The following is a 17,570-nucleotide window of genomic DNA, read 5'->3' as shown; positions in this document are numbered from 1 at the left end:
TTTGTCTTATTATCAATGATATAGTGATAAACACATCGTTTGATATAAGAATATAGGAGAGAGGAATGCCTCGTTTTATTCAGATCCTACAGATTATCTTGGCAGTGGTGATTGGTGCTTTTGTTGGATATGACCTGATCTTGAAAGGGATCAGTATCTTTGATAATAAATACGTGACAATTACTTGTGCGCTTTGGCTAATTGCAGAGATTGCACTGTTTGTTATCTACAAGTTGATTGAAGACGATTAAACGTCGGATACCGCAGAAAAATTCTAAAGCCCCTGATTATGAATGTAGTCAGGGGCTTTTATTCATCTAGCATTAAGAATGTGTATTGCATACTCACTACTATTAGAAAAAGAAAAAGCATACATACTATCCCAACAGGGAAAGAACATAGGCTGCCTCTCTATTATCATAATCAGCTAGCCTAACTATCACGGAGTCGTTCAAATGAAACACCTAACTCAAGAAATGAGTGACTTTATAAGCAGAGGAACGGATTCTCACATTCGAGTCGCGGTCACGGGGCTTTCTCGTGCGGGTAAGACAGCATTCATTACTTCGCTGGTTAATCAGCTTCTTCATACGTCTACCCACAAAAATCTGCCTCTACTTGCATCAGCGAGAGACGGAAGAATTATTGGCGCTAAGCGCATTCCTCAACACAACATGATGATCCCACGCTTCTCTTATGATGAAGCGATGGAATCTTTGAATGCGCAGCCACCAGAATGGCCAGTGCCGACGCGCGATGTCAGTGAGATTCGTCTAGCAATCAAATATAAGCCAGCCAAAGGCGCAAAGAAGCTGCTGAGCAAAAACAGCACCCTTTATCTCGATATTGTTGATTATCCGGGAGAGTGGCTACTTGATTTACCCTTGTTGGATATGGACTTCGATACGTGGAGTCAGTCTCAATTCGCAGCGTTGAAAGGCGACAGGGAAACCTATTCACAAGACTGGAACGCAATCCGCGGTGACATCGATTTATTAGCAGATGCTGACGAAAAGAAACTGGTCGCGATTGCCGATAGCTACACTCAGTACCTTCATACTTGTAAGAATAACGGACTGCATTGGGTACAACCCGGTAGGTTCGTGTTACCTGGAGAACTTGAAGGTGCGCCTGTACTGCAATTCTTCCCGTGCATAGCACCAGAAGATAAGTTTTCAAAAACCAGTAACTATGCGGTTTTAAAAGCGCGTTATGAAGAGTATCAACAAAAGGTCGTAAAAGCGTTTTACAAGAATCACTTCGCGACGTTCGACAGACAAATCGTGCTGGTGGATTGCTTACAGCCGCTCAATGCGGGCTATGACTCTTTCATGGATATGCGTGGCGCATTAGAGCAGCTATTAAAGAGCTTTAAGTACGGGCGAAGCAATATCTTAAGACGCTTATTCGCGCCGAAGATCGACAAGATCTTGTTCGCAGCCACCAAGGCTGACCACGTGACACCGGATCAACATCCGAACTTGGTGTCGCTGTTACAACAGATGGTGCATCCTGCTTGGCAACAGGCGGCGTTTGAACACATCGACATGAGCTGCATGAGTATCGCGTCTATTCAAGCGACGAGTGCGGGTTATATCTCGTCAGGTTCAGACAATGTCCCCGCATTGCAAGGTGTGACTTTAGATAACGTACCTCAGACCATGTATCCGGGAGAGGTACCGCGTAAACTGCCAAACAAACAGTATTGGGAAACCAACCAGTTTGATTTCACAAGCTTTAGGCCGATTGAACAGCACTCTGACGAGCCTTGTCAGCATCTGAGAGTCGACAAGGTTTTAGAGTATCTCATTGGCGACAAGTTGAAGTAATTGAGGCAATCAAAATGAGTGAATTAAAAACAAAACAGGTCTTTGATGAACCTTTGAAGACCTCATTCGATGAGCCGGATAAGAATGAAGTTAACCCAGACTTGGGTGCTCAAAAACTGTTTACCGAACAAGAAAAGTTTGTGCCCGTTACACCACAAGTAGAAACCGATCTTGATGGTGACGCGGAGCAACAATTGGAACAAGTGATTCGACCGAGCAAAAAGAAGAAGTGGTTTGGAACTGGCTTGTTAGTCGCTTTCTCCGGTTTAGTCGGTTGGCAAGCAATTGACTCTGTCATTACCGCGATTCAAACAGCAGACTGGCTCGCGTTAGGTTGGGCCGGCTTTATTGCTGCCATTGCTTCATTAGGCTTGGGTGCAATAGGCAAAGAGCTGTGGAAGTTACGCTCATTGAAAGATCATTTCAGCGTTCAAGAGCAGAGTGAAGAGCTACTTCAGAGCCAAAGTGTCGGCAAGGGTAAAGCGTTCTGTGAACACATTGCGAAGCAGGGCGGTATTGTCGCTGAATCACCCGCTTATGATAAATGGCGAAACAGCATTAACCCTGCGCACAGCGATGCTGAAGTCTTGGATATGTATGATGCACTCGTTGTTGCCCAACAAGATAAAGTGGCGACTCAAATTGTCACTAAGTTCTCGACCGAATCGGCCGCTTTGGTGGCTGTGAGCCCATTGGCGGCTGCCGATATGTTGCTGGTGGCGTGGCGCAATTTCACCATGATAGACAAGCTTGCTGATGTGTATGGCATTGAGCTTGGCTACTGGTCGCGTATTAAGTTGTTCAAGTTGGTGTTGATCAACATGGCAGCTGCGGGTGCCAGTGAACTCGCGATAGACGCGAGTATGGACCTCGTCTCGATGGATCTTGCAGGCAAGGTTTCAGCTCGAGCAGGACAGGGGCTCGGTGTCGGTATTCTCACCGCGAGACTGGGTTTAAAAGCCATGACATTGCTGCGTCCTATGCCTTGGCATAATGAGCGAAAAGTAAAAATATCAGATCTTCGTAAAGCCGTCCTTTCTGAAATAAAGCGCATTACGCTTAAATAGAGTGAGTTGCTTATCAATAAAGCTAGCTACTTAGTAATAAAGCGAGCTACTGACCAACAAAGTGTATGACATTGAGTCGTTTGCGAGTGAAGAGTAAACATATGTTTACTCTTCTTCTTGACTGAACTCAGAGCTTAATCCACACTACTGTCAACTTATCCTGACACCTATAATAGGACTATTTGTGCGTCTTGAAGTATTGTGTGAAGACAGACTCGGCTTAACGCGTGAGTTGCTCGATATCTTGGCCTCAAAAAGCATTGATTTAAGAGGAATCGAAATTGATGTTAAAGGCATTATTTACTTAAACTGTCCTGATATCAATTTTGATGCTTTTAGTGAACTTATGGCTGAAATTCGCCGAATTTCAGGTGTGAAGGATGTACGTAAAATCCAATTTATGCCAAGCGAAAGGCATAACACAGAGTTGATTGCTCTGCTGGCAAACCTACCTGACCCTGTGATAGCGATTGACCTTAAAGGCTCAATCGATATGGCAAACCACGCTGCATTGAACCTCTTTAATAAGCAAGAAGACGAAGTGATCGGTGAGCCGCTAGCGACGTTCGTTCCTAGCTTTAACTTCGCTCGTTGGATTGAAGGCGATGTAACACGTCATCGTGAAGTTGTGGTGTTAGATGGTTTAGATTTCTCTATTGAGATCCTGCCGATTTACCTCGGTGGTGATGTGAACGAAGCGGTACTGGCTAGCGCGGTAATGACAATTCGTTCTTGCAACCAAGAGATGAACACGCCAGACGCAATCCCTGAACAGAATAACCTAGGTTTTGAACACTTTGTTGGTGTCTCTAATCGCCATAAAGCCTTGATCAGCCAAGCTAAGAAACTGGCTATGCTGGATCAACCTCTGCTTATTGAAGGGGACACTGGTACGGGCAAAGAGATGCTGGCTAAAGCGTGTCATAACCGTTCGAACCGAGCGTCATTCCCATTCTTGATTCTAAGCTGTGCATCGATGCCTGATGACGTAGCGGAAACGGAATTGTTTGGTCATGCTCCGGGTTCATTCAATCATGAACAAGGTCATAAAGGCATTTTCGAACAAGCGAATGGCGGTACTGTATTTTTAGATGAAATTGGCGAGATGAGCCCACATCTACAAATCAAACTGCTGCGTTTCCTACAAGATGGTTCATTCCGTCGTGTTGGTGAAGAAGAAGAGATGCACGCGGATGTTCGTATTATCGCATCAACGCGCCATCGTCTTTCTGAATTAGCCGACTCAGGTTCGTTCCGTGAAGATCTGTTCTACCGCTTGAACGTGCTGACTTTATCGATTCCTGCTTTGCGTGAACGTTCAAACGATGTTGCCCCATTACTCGAGCTATTCGTTGCAAAGTACGCACAGCAATTAGGCATGTTGAAACCAAAGCTGACTCAAGAACTAATCGACCAATTAGGTAATTACCAATGGCCGGGCAACATCCGTCAGTTAGACAATATGGTTTTACGTGCACTAACAGAGTTGGATTCAGATACGTTAACGGTTGAGCAATTCCACCTGCCACAGCTTGAAACCATGACGGCTGGAATGGCGAACTTGAGCTTAGACGGCTCGCTTGACGAGATCATGAAAGACTATGAATCTCAGATTCTAGAGAAGCTCTACCAGTCTTTCCCATCAAGCCGTAAGCTTGCAAAACGTTTGAATGTATCTCACACCTCAATTGCGAATAAGCTTCGTGATTACGGTATTAGAAAGAACTGATCGAATAAGAACAAGATTATGGAAGATTTGAGTACACCGGAGCGCATTTATAAGCGGGACGGTAACCTGATTCTGAGAACGGCTGAAATCGACGACGCAGCGATGATCAGTGAGTACTTTCAGGTTAACAGAGAGTACCTGAAACCTTGGGAACCGATTCGAGAAGACGCGTTCTTTGATAGAGCGAGTTGGGCGCAGCGACTGATCAAGTTAAACGAGCTTCATAAAATGGGACTAGGCTATTACTGTTTACTGATTAATGCTGACTCTAATGAAATGTTAGGCACAATATCGTTCAGTAATTTGTCTCGTTTCCCGTTCTACGCCTGTAATGTGGGTTACTCATTGAGTCAAAGTGCACAGGGCCACGGTTACATGCGCAGAGGCTTGAGCATGGCAAAAGACTACATGTTTGATGTGCAGAACATGCACCGCTTAATGGCGGGCTACATGCCTCACAATGAACGCAGTGCGGGTGTATTGAAACATCTTGGCTTTGTTCGAGAAGGCTTCGCCAAAGAATACTTACAGATTAACGGTAAATGGGAAGACCATATACTGACCGCGTTAGTTAACCCTAACTGGGAAGACAAACGCAATGTCTAGACTAAATAGTATCTAGGCGTAAGAACAGGTAATGAATTTAAAGGCAGCGAATATCAAGCGACCTCTAGTCGCCGCTGTATCGAAAGAACATATAGGCATGGTAAATCCATCAGCCTGAGAAGATATTTGAGGAAATTTGATGTCATACACAACTTTGGACGAATACCAAAGAAAATGGATTTTCACTCACCAGTCAATGCCGCTGCCGGCAGAGGATTTGGAAAAGATTAAACCAATGACACAGGCGAGAGCATCTCAGTTTTGGAAAGAGAACGTGAGCCCTCAAAGCCCTGATGCGGAAAGACTAAGTTCGCAAGACTGGCCAAGCAAAGCATCGAACTGGAATGAAGAGATCAGCTGGATGGCGAATTGGGAAGCCGACGAACCAGAAATGCCAGAAGAAATCCTAAACTTCATTGATTGGCAAGATGACGTAACTGTTTATTTTTGTTACGAAAAATACAACGTCCTTGAAACTAAATGGTCAGTATTTAAGAAACATTGGAAGAACTTTTTGTTCTACGATGATGGCCCAATTTTACTAGGTCGTCGCCGTTCAGAAGCACTTTGGTTTGCAACAAATGGTACCGTTAAAATTGGCAACCGAGCTTAAGTAAGACACTACTTAATCAAGCGAATGTTGAACAAAAGATTGATAAAAAGCGAGCTCTGAGCTCGCTTTTTTTGTGGCTAAAGATCGTCGAGGATCATCGTTAAATACACGCCATTTGAAGCCGATTTCTGATGAGGGTTTCCATTAGCTTAGATCTAGTAATTTTCGAAATTGAGATCGCTATCTCATTGGCTTGGTTGAAGTTTTGTGGGTTTGGGTTATCTTTATAGTACTGCCTTAGTGGAGGTGAAGTATTATGATTTGGGATACTCTCGAACGTGTAAATAAACTTCGCAAGGAAGCAATGGAAGATCCAGAGTTTTTGGATTCAGCAAAAATGCATGAGCAATGGCTTTTAAGCGAAACTCATAATCAATCCAACAAAGGAGCTAAAGAGAAGAAACCGAAAAAGTTATCTGATATTTATGAAAATACGGATTTTCCTATCAACCCAACAGGAACGAAACATTAACAATGATGAACTGCAATACGGCTAAGGCTCTTAACCAAGATGCGATAAGTCGACTAAACATACCAGCCTTAAGCCACCAATAAAAAAGCCACTTTCAACGAATCGAAAGTGGCTTTTTCTTTACTAGTGAGCACTCAAAATAATGAGCCCTAAAACTAGTTATTAATCAGGCTTAAGCCGCTTGGTAATGCATCACCAAATACGCGCTTAGACTCACTCTCAGAAAGTTCAGTCACTTCACTCACTAGCGTTAGCCATGATTCAGGTACCTTGCTTTGCTTTAGCTTCTCAATCACTTGATTACGATAGTCGTCAGAGATATCAAATTGACGGTCACCGGTTTTACGGCAAATCATCACAGCAGCGAAGGCGATCATCTGCTCTTTCTGCCAGTTCTGTTCAAGCAGTTTTGGTAACCACTGTTCAGCTTGCTCTCTAGGAATTACGCTGTGTTGGCTGCCATACAAAGGCGTTCTTGATGCTAATCGACCTAGCGCCCACCAGTGAGCTTGTTCAAATTGGTTATGGTTAATCGCTTTGCTCAAGAACCAGCTTGCCAGCAGCACTTTGTCTTCCACTTCAAGTTGCTCAAGTGACGCCGCTAAACGAACCATGGCTTCATAGCCATTGTCTTGCGCATCTTTAGCCGTTTTAGGGTTCTTCATTGCACCTGGGTGAAGGTACTTCGCGATATCAGCCAAGATGGTCTCTTGCTGCTCTTGATTCAGGCCACCCGCAACACGACGCCAGAATACCCACCAATCTGTCCAACCTTGGTGGTTCTGGAACTGAATGTTTTGTTGGTAAAGCCCCCAAATTTGTTCGATACGCCATGAGTCAGTCGGATCGCCAAAGCCGGGACGCAGCGAGTAACCCGCCAAACGCAGCCAGTTCTTCTCGTGTGCTTCAGAGCGACGGCGGCGTTTACGACCTAATGAAAAGGTATCAAACAGATGGCGAAGGGTCGTGAAGTCCCATTCATCACGCTTACCAAGTCGCTTCTCAAGATCTTTGGCCAGTGTTTTGATCTCTTTCGATTCAGCACTCTTCTTGTTGCCGCTGTACAGACGAGAAATCAATTCCTTACATTCATCCAGTCTTGGGTGAAGTTTAGCGGTATCAGACTCATCGCCTTGCTTGTTTCTTACTTCAAACTCAAGCAACCAACGCTTAGTGTCATCTTCCGTGCTCACACACTCCATTTTCAGTGTGCCGACTTCTGTTAATTGACACGCGAGCAATACTTCGACGCGTTCTTTTTGGTTGGCTTGGAGCTCTGCAGTACCTGAACCTTCTAGCGTAGAAATATACGGTGGAAGAGGGGAGAACAAGTCAGCGTCGACATTGACCATCACGCCATTTTGAATGGCAGTGTCATGAGCAATTTGATCGTGTGTTGAAGTCAGAAGATTAAATCGTACCGGTTCGCCTAAAGTTAGCGAGAAACGACGGCTGTTTAAGCGTATCTCTTGGCCTTCTTCAGTCCCTTTGGCAAGCAGACAAAGCGCTTTGCCCATCTTGTTCTTCTCTTGTAGATGCAAGAAGTAAGAACGAGCAGCACCGCCACCGATTTTTAGTTGTGCACCACGGCGTGCTTTACCAAAGGCTACTGCCCCAAGTGCAACAGACCAATCTGGATGAGGGTTATCAAGCAATGTGATTGGAGAACCGTTCCAGTTGCCCAGTAGCTGAGTAATTCGCTCTGTTACCAGCTCACTGTTGAACACACCACCATTGAGTAGCACACCAACAGGAATTGCAGGTTTGGTATCATCAAACTGGACAGAGTCTGACTTTTCCAATGCGGCTTTAGATACTTGCTGATGTGTCGCTAGGAATTCGGCAACGTGCTTACTTACCGCAGGATCTGCAGCGTAGGGTAGGCCGAACTCAACCACCGCGCTACGTCGTTTGTCGGGTACTTCCGTAAACTCAGAAAGTGGGAAGAAACCTTCCAGTGCAATCTGATGAACTTCTTGTTTCGTTAAACCAATACTTTTGGTACCGCCAAGTAGTTTTGAACCGCTGCCCAGCATGGTGATCTTCACATCGTCTGGCGCGTTAGCAGAAAGCAGGCTCTCTTTTGCGGCGCGAGTCTGTTGAATCAGTTTGGTTAAGCTTGAGGCATTCAGCTTTTTGTTTTGATTGAAGCGTTGCTCTGCAAGGTGGGCAAGGGCTAAATCTAGGTTATCACCACCGAGCATTAAGTGTTCACCAACGCCGATACGGTCGAGTGCGAGTTCTTGGTCATCGCCATTGTTTGAGTTGAAGCTTGCTTCGATCAAACTTAAATCGGTGGTACCACCGCCGACATCACACACTAGAATCAGCGGGATTTGCTGAAGTTCATCGGCAGCGGTTTGTTGATGACGTGCATACCAGTCATAACAAACGGCTTGCGGCTCTTCGAGTAACAGAATCTTACCTAAGCCCGCCAGTTCTGCCGCTTCGAGTGTCAGCTTGCGTGCTGTCTCATCGAATGAAGCGGGAACGGTGACTACAACATCTTGGTCTTCAAGCTTGTTGCTTGGGTTACGGTAGTTCCATGCTTGGCGGATGTGGTTTAAGTAGCTTGCGCTTGCGACAACAGGAGACACCTTATCGACGTCAGTTGCGCCTGCCCAAGGCAGAATGTCGGAGTTACGATCAACCGCTTGGTGAGATAACCAGCTCTTAGCACTGGATACTTGGCGGCCTTCAACTTTTGTGCCCAGTTCGCGTGCCCATTCACCTACGATGACGTTTTGAATATCGCCTTCAACCAAGCTCGGTTCCCAAGGCATAGTGAGATCGGAAGGGGAGATCTGACCTTGTGCAGGATGGTAACGAAAGGATGGAAGTAGCGGTTTGCGAACCACTTCACCGGGGCCGATGAGTTGGTCAATATCGAAAAGAGAAACGGGAGCATGTTGTAGGTCGTCGTTGATTTCACAGTAAGCAACAACGGTATTGGTTGTGCCTAAGTCAATGCCGACTAAAAAACGAGGAGATGCCATACAAAACCTTATTCTGCCAAAGTGATGACCAGTTAATGGATAGTCTTGGTCTTATTATTGTCTTTGGAATGCTTTTAATACAGGGATAGGGAATCGCATTGATAAAATAACGGCACCCGTTAAGGTGCCGTTGATTCATTATGCTTGTTCGTTTGAGTCGTTATTCGAGTCTTCACGAACATCGAACTCAACGTGCCACTTCTGACCATTGTCAGTCGCAATGGCTTCTAGATATAACGTGCCTAGTTCAGTAACGCGAGAAGCCAAAGTCACGGGAACCACTTCACCTTCGCGACGACCTTCAGAAACAGGCAGTGTCACTTGGATTTCAGGAAGCTCATCAAGATCTTCTGGAGCCCAGTGGTCAAGGTGCGTACCAGCTTCATCTTCACGACGTGTTGTTGAACCGAAGAATTGGAAGTGTACTGGCTGACCAATCACTAGACCGAACTCTTGGCTAGGCACTTGAACGCTTGAGCCTTCTTCCATACCAAATGGCGCAACACACAGTGCTTCCATTGGAGGCGCCATACCTGGGATGGCTGGCATCGCGCTTTCAATTCCAACGTAGTAAGAAGATGCGATACCACCACGGATACGAACGCCTTGGCCACGACGAACTGCGCCGTAGTAAGAAGCGCCACTCGCAACCGCTAGGTCTAAGTCTAAACCTGAAAGTTGTTTAGCAAATTCAGCGTCTGCATTAATTAGCCATTCATTGATCGTGTCTGAAAGACGATCAGCAAGTAGATTAGATTTTAGAACACCACCATTGAACAGTACCGCTGTTGGTTTGATGAAGTCTGCCGCTGGCGCTTCTGACCCTTGCGCTTCTGTACCGGGCATACCGGGCATGTTTGCAAACGGGTTAAAATCTTGTTGAGCGGTTTCACTATTTCCAGAAAGCGCGTTCGCTTGCTTAGAAAGGAATGCAGCAATGTGACGAGTAATACCTGCGTCTTGAGCGTAAGGCAGACCCATTTGAGTCAGTGCGCCACGCGTCTTTTGTACTGGGTGATCAGTCACCGCTACTTTCGGGAAGAAGCCATCAACCAATGTTTGTTGTACTTCTTGCTGAGTCAGATCTGTTTTCAGTGTTGCGCCCAGTAGTTTAGAACCGCGGCTAGGTACAACGATTGGCACTGATTGCAGTTCGGTATCGTTGAGCAGTGCTTCTTTTGCATCGCGACACGCGTGAGTCATCGCTTGAACCTGCCAAGGAGCCAGTTCTTTACCTTCTTGAGCAAGTTTCATTTTCAGACGGTAAGCGAGAGCCAAGTCCATGTTGTCGCCGCCCAGTAGGATATGTTCACCTACAGCGATACGGTTCAGGCTTAGGTTGCCTTCATCTTGTGTTACTTCAACCAACGAAAGGTCAGTCGTACCACCACCGATATCGACAACAAGAACGATGTCACCAACGTTCACTTCATCACGCCATGTGTCGTTGCTGTTATCAATCCAGCTGTAAAGAGCCGCTTGTGGTTCTTCTAGAAGCGTTAGGTGAGTGAAGCCCACATTACGCGCAGCTTCTGCTGTAAGGTCACGAGCCGCAGGATCAAACGAAGCTGGAACCGTGATCGTTACATCTTGGTCTGCCAGTTTGTGTTCTGGATTCGCGTGATTCCAAGCATCTTTAAGGTGCTCAAGGTACAACTCAGTTGTTTTAAGCGGAGATACTTTTTCAATTTCTTCAGGGCTACCTGCTGGAAGAAATGCGTCGCGACGATTTACACCACTGTGGCATAACCAAGATTTCGCGCTAGCGACTAAGCGAATAGGGGTCTTCGAACCAAGGTTACGAGCAATAGCACCAACCAGTGCTTTAGGCTCAGAAGACCAAGGTAGAACGCGAGAACCCGCATTCATTTCATGTTCGTGTGGCTGGTATAGGAACGAGCCAAGTTGGCTGCGAGTTTCTACTGTACCAGGTGCCGTTAGCTGAGGGATTTGCATCACCTCTACACGAGCATCTTCATTGGTTGTGTCGATGTAAGACAAAACGCAGTGTGTGGTACCTAAATCGATACCAACACTGAACTTAGGCGCTTGATGTTGCTCTTGAGAAGATAGCTCTTGTGAATGCGTCTGTGCAGACGACTCGTGCGATGATGGCTGAGTTTGGTGTTCCATTATAGCTCCACCTCTGCCGGTGCAATCACAGATGCATCGTAGTTCTCAGCAAGCTTAGGCAGGTTCATGTCAGTTGCTTTCCAACCTTTGTGAACCAATGTGCCATTGAACGGTGCGTTACCCGTTACGTTGCCTGTTAGGCGAATTTCTTGAGGGTTGAAACCTTCAGCAATAGTGATACGTGTTTCTTCATCTTCAGTGCGGATGTGAGAAAGCGTTACGTAATCAGCTAATACTTTTTGACCGCCAGTGTGAATAACACGAGCCGCCGCGCCAACTTCTTCATCAGAGAATGATGTTAGGTCTTCTTTTAGGAAGTCAATTAAACGAGCTTCTTGCTGCATGATAGACAGTAGCTGCATTGCAGAATCTGTTGGTGCTGTTGCCAGCTTAGATTCAACTTCTACTACTTTTTCGATCACACGTTCAACTTCAACAACTTTCTCTACTTCGACAATTTTCTCAACTGGCTTTTCAACTTCAACGATCTTTTCTACTGGTTTTTCTACGACTTTCTCAACCACTTTGGTTTTACGAGAAACGGCAATTAGCAGTAGTAAAACGCTTGATGCCGTTAGGCCTGCGTGAAGCATATCAAACGTTTGTGGGATTAGGTTCAAATCAACGATCATAGTGATTTCTCTTTAAAATTGATTTAACGGTATATTCGTCGGTTTAAAGGAATATACAGGTTGGAAAGAAACTCAGTGGCATAAGGCAGAAATGGTCACTTTCAAGCTATAAATATGGGTGGATACTAGCATATTCAAGGCTTAAGGGCTTTATTTAATGTTTTCAATAAACTGGCTTTTTGGTGACTTAGCTTGAAAGTTAATCGAGATTTGTTGGTTTATTAGCCGTAAATGTCCATGGGTTGTAAATAGTGTTAGTTTTATCCCATTGTGAGAGTCAAAGATAAATAGAGCCTAGCATTCCGGCAGTGTATACTTTCGACTCAAAATAACATCATATGGGAAGCTGTATGCCCCACACTACCGACCCTATAACAGGGTTGAAGAAACGAACTTTGCCGTTAGTTGTCTTTTTTGCCACATTTTTGATGACGGTGTTGTGTTTTGTTTTAGTTGCGTTGAATCAAAATAGGTCTTTGAATGAGAATCTGGATAGCTTTGCACAGCATCAAACGCTCAGTTTAAAAGCGTTTATTGATAACGATGTCGCTTATATCGGTTCCGGTGCAAATTTTTTCTATTCTAATGATGTCGATAGTCGGGATCGATTTGATCGTTTTGCTCAGCAAACGATTAACGGTTCGAAAAGCCTGATCGGATTGCAGTGGATGCAAAAAGTAGCGGTAGAAGATCTTGCCGAGCACACCGCCAAAATGAAAGCTCAATACCCATCCTATAGAATGTTTACTATCCCTAAACATGGGCCAAAAACTTATGGTTATATCTTGGATGGTGAGCCCGTATTTATCGCGACAGATATATATCCGAATGATCCAGTGAACAACGGTGTTTTGGGTTTTTATTCTTCTCGTGAGCGGTTTAATCTGATCATTGATAACATTAAAAAAACACGTGAAGCGAATATTTCAGACAAAGTTCGTCTATTGCAAGATGGTTTAGACAGCAATACACCTAAGAGCGGAATGTTGGTTTACCACCCTGTGTTTGATGGTCAAACTGACAATTTGTTAGGGGTTGTGATTGGTGTTGTTCGTACCACATACTATTTTGAGAAACTTCTGGCATCTACTGTCGGCGATATGGACGTTTATGTGCGTGTTACCGATAGCGGTTTTGAAGCTGAAGATGCCCCGATAATGTTCGAAACCAATGGTTATGAAGCGGTAACTGGGCAGCACATTACAAAGACGATTACATTAACTAATCGTGAATGGATCATCGACTTCAAGATAGATGCATGTATTTCATTTAATGGTTACTTAGTGTTGGCGGGAATCGGCATAGTTGGTACTACTATCTCGTTACTGCTTGCTTATATTGTGAACCTGCAAATTCGAGAGAAAGAGCGCTTGTATCGAATGATTGATGAAAGAACAGAAGAACTTCGCTTTCTTGCCAATCATGACAGTTTAACGGAAATTTATAATCGCCGAGCTTTTAATAAGATGCTTGGTCAATCGATACAAAGCGATAAGCCGTTTAGCTTAATAGTGTTTGATGTTGATAAGTTTAAAGAGATCAATGATAAGTTTGGGCACCCAGCCGGTGATGCGTTACTTATCCATGTGATTAAGGTTATCTCAGTGAGCTTGAAGTCTGGAGATAACCTATTCCGGATGGGAGGGGATGAGTTCGGTATCATTTCGAGCATCACTGAACATGACTCATTGTCTCGCTATTTAGAATGTATTTTGGAGACGGTGAGTGAGTCTCATTGCGAGCATTCTGGCCAGCTATTGAGTTGTACTCTAAGCATCGGGGCTACCATCCGCACTAATGAAGACATTGAAGCGCTCCTTCAAAAAACTGACAGCATGTTATACCTAAGTAAGTCAAATGGCCGAAATCGAGTCACAATTGCAGGCTAAATGAGCACTTGATGCAACTGGGGTCGAGTTCTTTATTAGGCTCATGTACAATTTCACGAAATTTTTGACGAGAGAATTAGGCGACGTATGAATCACAATCGAGTGGTGTGTTTCGATTTGGAAATGTGCTGTTGGAGCGAAGACGGTGTAGGAACAACAGGGGAGATCATTGAAATTGGTCTTGCTGAGATCGATCTTGTATCTGGAACCATCGTGAAGCGCGCGCAATATTACGTTAAGCCCGAAAAAGACGAAGTCTCTCTATTCTGCGCCGAGTTAACGGGTATTACACCTCGTAAAATCGAAAAACAGGGTCGCCCATTAGAGTCTGTTATCAAGTCGATGATTAAGAACTTCGGTGGCCCAAAGAAAATCTATGCAGCGTGGGGACGTGACGACCTTATCTTACACAAAGAGTGTATTGAGAAAGGCATCGAACCGCCATTTAGCGAGTTCTTGAACATCGCCACACTTTATCGAGTTCAGAATCGATTGAAAGAGAAACGTATTGGTCACCGTGCTGCTCAAGAAGCGAAAAACATTGAGTGGGAAGGTCGTCAGCACTCTGGTTATGTTGACGCTTATAACTTGGCAAAGCTTGCGCTGACGATGTTGTGATCGTTTGTATTTCAGAGAGGCGCTTGGTTAAACACTTAAAGTTAGCCTGAATCTTGTGAGTTATTAAAATGAAGAGCCACCTACTTATTAGGTGGTTTTTTTGTGCCTGTTATTTGAGGGTAATGACGATCCTCAAAAACCTAATTTCAACAAGTGGTTTATCAATAGTGAATGGCTACATCGCTTATTTTACGAGTGAATAATATTCGTTTGAAATTTAGCTTTTTAATTAATATTAAATCGTAGGTTTCGACCTTGATTGGGTAGGGCTAGGTGGTAGCGTTAGCTCACCCAAAACAAGGAGAATAGGATGAAGAACATTATTAAGTATGGATTGGCACTGGGGGCGCTAAGCGTAAGTGCGTTGGTTTCGGCACAAACCGTTGTATTGATAAACACTTTTTCAGTCGAGCCAGCCCATGAAGCCGCTACGTTAACGTATTGGGAAGATGCGCGAGACGTATTGGTGAAGCAACCAGGATATATCTCTACCAAATTGCACCGCTCTTTAAGCTCGGATGCGACATACCGTTTTATTAATGTTGCAGAGTGGGAAAGCAAAAAGCATTTCCATGATGCGATACAGGCGATGAGAAAAGAATTACCACCTTTAACAATTGAAGGGGTTTCTGCTGACCCTAACTTGTATGAAATTATTCGCGACTAATTAGGAAGCCACCACAATGAAAACAACTCTAGGAACCTTTTTAGCTATTTTTAGCTTTCTATTTTCAGCTATTCTTTTTTCAACCCATGCCCATGCAGCGGCATACGGCGTGTCAGTGGCTTGGAAAACCGATGACGCCCAAGCCGTATTTGAAGCAATGCCTCATCAGAAAAAAGCATTTGCCAACCTGATTGATGCGGGCTTGGTCCATGATATGTTCGTATCACAAAGCTTTATTGGGGATAAAAAGTTTCCGATGATTAAGTTTGTGATTGAAGCGGACAGTGAGCAGCACGTTAGAGACTTGATTGGTAACTTGCCATTCCAATTTAAAGAGCTTGTAGAGGTGACTGAAATCAGAGACATCGGTAATAAGTGGTTAAACACGGACGTCGCTTTCACAAACTACGCAGTAGAACTCGCTTGGAAAGAGCCTGAGAATCAATTCATTGTCGATGAGGTTATTAGCAAAGATTTACAAATGGTTGTCGATTGGAGTGCTCAAGGTGTGATTACGTCTGCTTATTTAAAACATCAAGAAATAGCAGAAGAGAAGCCAAACCAAAAAGCGATGATCAGGCCAGTCTATTCAATGGCAATATTGGCTAAAAACGAAGAGCAAGCGCGCGAAGTTGCCAATCAGTTGAATGCAGTAAAGTTAGGCTTCGCTGAAGTTATGGTAAGTGAACTTGGATTCAAACTGGAACTCTAATTTCGCTAGAACAGAATTGTGACCTCGTTTTTAGATTGCGTAACGACGAGGCTTTAATATAGGGCATGACCAGTTTAGAGTTAAACCTTGGCTATGTTCAAAGGTGAGTTAGTTTACGTGACTGACTCACCTTGTTGTTATTTTATATTGTTACTCGCTGAGCTTATATTTAGCTTAATTATTGGCTAAACTTGTCACTACTCTTTTCTATGTATGGTTTGCTATTAGTTCGACCAAACAAACACTTTTTTGATGACCTTTTTATTTATGAACACCTCGCCGAAATGAACGCCAATAGCCATGAAAAAATCACCTTAGACGCTTCGGGCATCGAGTTGATTAATAACACACTCATTGATTCGGAATCTGGTAAGCGGGTCACCTTATCCCCCTCAGAAGGTCTGATCCTTGAGCATCTAGTGAAGAACAGCCCAAAAGCCGTTGGTCGAGACTTTTTACTTGAGCATTGCTGGCCGGGCAGGGTTGTGACGGGCAGTTCACTTAATGTCGCGGTTAAGAACATTCGCACTGCATTAAATTCGTTTGAGTGTGATTGCAAAATCTTAACGGTTCAAAAGGAAGGGTACAGCTTCAATGGTTTGAAACAGGTAGGTAGTTATTTATCGATGCCAACATCTACCGCTGAAGCGCATGTTGAAGCTGCGTTTTCAGAGAAAGCCGCCATCGTTTCAGAGAAAACCACCATCGTCGATGAGTTAACATCAGCGACACCGTTTAAGCCTTCTGGCATGAACCAACAAGCTGGGCAATCAAAGCAACAGGGTTCACTATCACGTCAGTTTAAGGCGAAGCACTTTATCGCTCGTCACCAATCTCGTATTGCCGGAATTGTAGTCAGCGCGCTTCTTCTCATGCTGTTTTATCAGTTTGCATTTTTTATAGATAAGAGTGCCTACCGAGGTATGGATGTTTATCACGACAGTTTGAATTTTGATGAAGCCGTCATAAAAGAGTTGGATACCGTGTCAGAGCTCGGTGTTGATTCGCTCTATCTGCATCGCATTGGCGTTGGGTGTCAAAATATCCAAGCCGTCGCCTTGATAAATGGACATTGGAAAGAGATAAGCCATCAGTTTAAAACTGTCTCTTGCGAAGGCGACAATAACAATGAGCGAGGGCAATAAGTATGAATCGTAAGTTTTGGATGCCTATCTTATTGACGCTTTTTGTGATTCTAAATGTAGGCTTAATCTCTGGGCTCGCAACCAAAAGTACCTATCGATTTTCTGCGGAATACCCGATGGTCGGGTGGGAGAGAATCTCGCTCCGATTGGAAAATGGTCGAGTCAAAATGCAGTACATTGGCTATGACATGGATGGGAATGTCGCTCAAACTAAGCAGATGTTTGGTGTGTTCTTGCGCTGGGGGAATCATTACTACCTTTATCAATTGGACCAGGATCAGGCCCAAGATAAGCAGACATTCAATATCAAGCACTTATACATTCAACAAACGGAAGGCAAACGCAGTGTGTTGGTATCAAATCAGCGCGGCCTTTATGTCACTAAGAAGGGCACGCCGTTAGAGCTCAAAGGCATCATGCATGGCGATCGATTACGCTGATAGATACCGTCAGTTTAATCGC

Annotated in this window: 16 protein-coding genes; 13 read left to right on the top strand and 3 right to left on the bottom strand. The window is 44.4% G+C overall.

Going from position 1 to position 17,570, the window contains the following annotated elements; genetic code table 11:
- Positions 1 to 65: 65 nt before the first annotated feature.
- The 7 genes from L3V33_RS13630 to L3V33_RS13600 all read left to right on the top strand — a co-directional run bounded on the left by L3V33_RS13630 (position 66) and on the right by L3V33_RS13600 (position 6,316).
- On the top strand, positions 66 to 251 hold the full coding sequence (locus L3V33_RS13630) for a hypothetical protein (protein WP_004734731.1): 186 nt from the start codon (positions 66 to 68) through the stop codon (positions 249 to 251).
- A gap of 204 nt (positions 252 to 455) precedes the next feature.
- The gene (locus L3V33_RS13625) at positions 456 to 1,829 is read left to right on the top strand and encodes a YcjX family protein (protein ID WP_237290623.1); all 1,374 of its coding nucleotides are present in this window, start codon (positions 456 to 458) and stop codon (positions 1,827 to 1,829) included.
- A gap of 14 nt (positions 1,830 to 1,843) precedes the next feature.
- A complete protein-coding gene (locus L3V33_RS13620) occupies positions 1,844 to 2,896 on the top strand; it encodes a TIGR01620 family protein (RefSeq protein WP_146458125.1) in 1,053 nt (350 codons plus the stop codon).
- 184 nt (positions 2,897 to 3,080) lie between these two features.
- The gene (gene tyrR / locus L3V33_RS13615; protein WP_017077872.1) at positions 3,081 to 4,625 is read left to right on the top strand and encodes a transcriptional regulator TyrR; all 1,545 of its coding nucleotides are present in this window, start codon (positions 3,081 to 3,083) and stop codon (positions 4,623 to 4,625) included.
- A gap of 18 nt (positions 4,626 to 4,643) precedes the next feature.
- On the top strand, positions 4,644 to 5,231 hold the full coding sequence (rimJ, locus tag L3V33_RS13610) for a ribosomal protein S5-alanine N-acetyltransferase (RefSeq protein ID WP_146458127.1): 588 nt from the start codon (positions 4,644 to 4,646) through the stop codon (positions 5,229 to 5,231).
- Between the two features lie 139 nt (positions 5,232 to 5,370).
- On the top strand, positions 5,371 to 5,844 hold the full coding sequence (locus L3V33_RS13605) for a DUF2947 domain-containing protein (protein WP_004734736.1): 474 nt from the start codon (positions 5,371 to 5,373) through the stop codon (positions 5,842 to 5,844).
- 256 nt (positions 5,845 to 6,100) lie between these two features.
- The gene (locus tag L3V33_RS13600) at positions 6,101 to 6,316 is read left to right on the top strand and encodes a hypothetical protein (RefSeq protein WP_054546551.1); all 216 of its coding nucleotides are present in this window, start codon (positions 6,101 to 6,103) and stop codon (positions 6,314 to 6,316) included.
- Positions 6,317 to 6,471: 155 nt separating this feature from the next.
- On the opposite strand, the gene L3V33_RS13595 is transcribed toward L3V33_RS13600, so the two are convergent.
- The 3 genes from L3V33_RS13595 to L3V33_RS13585 form a co-directional block, all read right to left on the bottom strand.
- Positions 6,472 to 9,312 (bottom strand): Hsp70 family protein, encoded by a 2,841-nt coding sequence (locus L3V33_RS13595; RefSeq protein WP_237290622.1) that lies wholly within the window; start codon positions 9,310 to 9,312, stop codon positions 6,472 to 6,474.
- Between the two features lie 138 nt (positions 9,313 to 9,450).
- Positions 9,451 to 11,445, bottom strand: a complete 1,995-nt coding sequence (locus tag L3V33_RS13590; protein WP_237290621.1) for an Hsp70 family protein — start codon at positions 11,443 to 11,445, stop codon at positions 9,451 to 9,453.
- A complete protein-coding gene (locus L3V33_RS13585) occupies positions 11,445 to 12,077 on the bottom strand; it encodes a DUF2760 domain-containing protein (RefSeq protein WP_017091262.1) in 633 nt (210 codons plus the stop codon). The genes L3V33_RS13590 and L3V33_RS13585 overlap by 1 nt, the downstream gene beginning before the upstream one ends.
- Positions 12,078 to 12,427: 350 nt before the next feature.
- On the opposite strand from L3V33_RS13585, the gene L3V33_RS13580 reads away from it, so the two are divergent.
- From L3V33_RS13580 to L3V33_RS13555, 6 genes are all read left to right on the top strand, one after another.
- Positions 12,428 to 13,966 carry a sensor domain-containing diguanylate cyclase gene (locus tag L3V33_RS13580; RefSeq protein WP_114633305.1) on the top strand — a complete coding sequence of 513 codons (1,539 nt, stop codon included), beginning with the start codon at positions 12,428 to 12,430 and terminating at the stop codon, positions 13,964 to 13,966.
- 87 nt (positions 13,967 to 14,053) lie between these two features.
- Positions 14,054 to 14,584, top strand: a complete 531-nt coding sequence (locus L3V33_RS13575; protein ID WP_004734743.1) for a 3'-5' exonuclease — start codon at positions 14,054 to 14,056, stop codon at positions 14,582 to 14,584.
- A gap of 310 nt (positions 14,585 to 14,894) precedes the next feature.
- Positions 14,895 to 15,251 carry an antibiotic biosynthesis monooxygenase family protein gene (locus L3V33_RS13570; RefSeq protein ID WP_237290620.1) on the top strand — a complete coding sequence of 119 codons (357 nt, stop codon included), beginning with the start codon at positions 14,895 to 14,897 and terminating at the stop codon, positions 15,249 to 15,251.
- Between the two features lie 16 nt (positions 15,252 to 15,267).
- Positions 15,268 to 15,963: a hypothetical protein gene (locus tag L3V33_RS13565; protein WP_004734745.1), complete on the top strand. Its 696-nt coding sequence runs from the start codon at positions 15,268 to 15,270 to the stop codon at positions 15,961 to 15,963.
- A 209-nt stretch (positions 15,964 to 16,172) separates the two neighbouring features.
- The gene (locus L3V33_RS13560) at positions 16,173 to 17,108 is read left to right on the top strand and encodes a helix-turn-helix domain-containing protein (protein ID WP_114633306.1); all 936 of its coding nucleotides are present in this window, start codon (positions 16,173 to 16,175) and stop codon (positions 17,106 to 17,108) included.
- A 2-nt stretch (positions 17,109 to 17,110) separates the two neighbouring features.
- A complete protein-coding gene (locus tag L3V33_RS13555; RefSeq protein ID WP_171307716.1) occupies positions 17,111 to 17,548 on the top strand; it encodes a hypothetical protein in 438 nt (145 codons plus the stop codon).
- The last annotated feature ends 22 nt before the right edge of the window (positions 17,549 to 17,570 follow it).

It is taken from the genome of Vibrio sp. A2-1 (genome assembly GCF_021728355.1).
Classification (GTDB): domain Bacteria; phylum Pseudomonadota; class Gammaproteobacteria; order Enterobacterales; family Vibrionaceae; genus Vibrio; species Vibrio splendidus_K.
Note: the sequence above shows the minus strand (reverse complement) of the source record. Positions and strands in the feature narration are given on the sequence as shown.

What these genes read in the sequence shown, in the direction of transcription:
- L3V33_RS13630 (WP_004734731.1), top strand. Translation starts at nt 66, where the DNA reads ATGCCTCGTTTTATTCAGATCCTACAGATTATCTTGGCAGTGGTGATT.
- L3V33_RS13625 (WP_237290623.1), top strand. Translation starts at nt 456, where the DNA reads ATGAAACACCTAACTCAAGAAATGAGTGACTTTATAAGCAGAGGAACG.
- L3V33_RS13620 (WP_146458125.1), top strand. Translation starts at nt 1,844, where the DNA reads ATGAGTGAATTAAAAACAAAACAGGTCTTTGATGAACCTTTGAAGACC.
- rimJ (WP_146458127.1), top strand. Translation starts at nt 4,644, where the DNA reads ATGGAAGATTTGAGTACACCGGAGCGCATTTATAAGCGGGACGGTAAC.
- L3V33_RS13605 (WP_004734736.1), top strand. Translation starts at nt 5,371, where the DNA reads ATGTCATACACAACTTTGGACGAATACCAAAGAAAATGGATTTTCACT.
- L3V33_RS13600 (WP_054546551.1), top strand. Translation starts at nt 6,101, where the DNA reads ATGATTTGGGATACTCTCGAACGTGTAAATAAACTTCGCAAGGAAGCA.
- L3V33_RS13595 (WP_237290622.1), bottom strand. Translation starts at nt 9,312, where the DNA reads ATGGCATCTCCTCGTTTTTTAGTCGGCATTGACTTAGGCACAACCAAT.
- L3V33_RS13590 (WP_237290621.1), bottom strand. Translation starts at nt 11,445, where the DNA reads ATGGAACACCAAACTCAGCCATCATCGCACGAGTCGTCTGCACAGACG.
- L3V33_RS13585 (WP_017091262.1), bottom strand. Translation starts at nt 12,077, where the DNA reads ATGATCGTTGATTTGAACCTAATCCCACAAACGTTTGATATGCTTCAC.
- L3V33_RS13580 (WP_114633305.1), top strand. Translation starts at nt 12,428, where the DNA reads ATGCCCCACACTACCGACCCTATAACAGGGTTGAAGAAACGAACTTTG.
- L3V33_RS13575 (WP_004734743.1), top strand. Translation starts at nt 14,054, where the DNA reads ATGAATCACAATCGAGTGGTGTGTTTCGATTTGGAAATGTGCTGTTGG.
- L3V33_RS13570 (WP_237290620.1), top strand. Translation starts at nt 14,895, where the DNA reads ATGAAGAACATTATTAAGTATGGATTGGCACTGGGGGCGCTAAGCGTA.
- L3V33_RS13565 (WP_004734745.1), top strand. Translation starts at nt 15,268, where the DNA reads ATGAAAACAACTCTAGGAACCTTTTTAGCTATTTTTAGCTTTCTATTT.
- L3V33_RS13560 (WP_114633306.1), top strand. Translation starts at nt 16,173, where the DNA reads ATGTATGGTTTGCTATTAGTTCGACCAAACAAACACTTTTTTGATGAC.
- L3V33_RS13555 (WP_171307716.1), top strand. Translation starts at nt 17,111, where the DNA reads ATGAATCGTAAGTTTTGGATGCCTATCTTATTGACGCTTTTTGTGATT.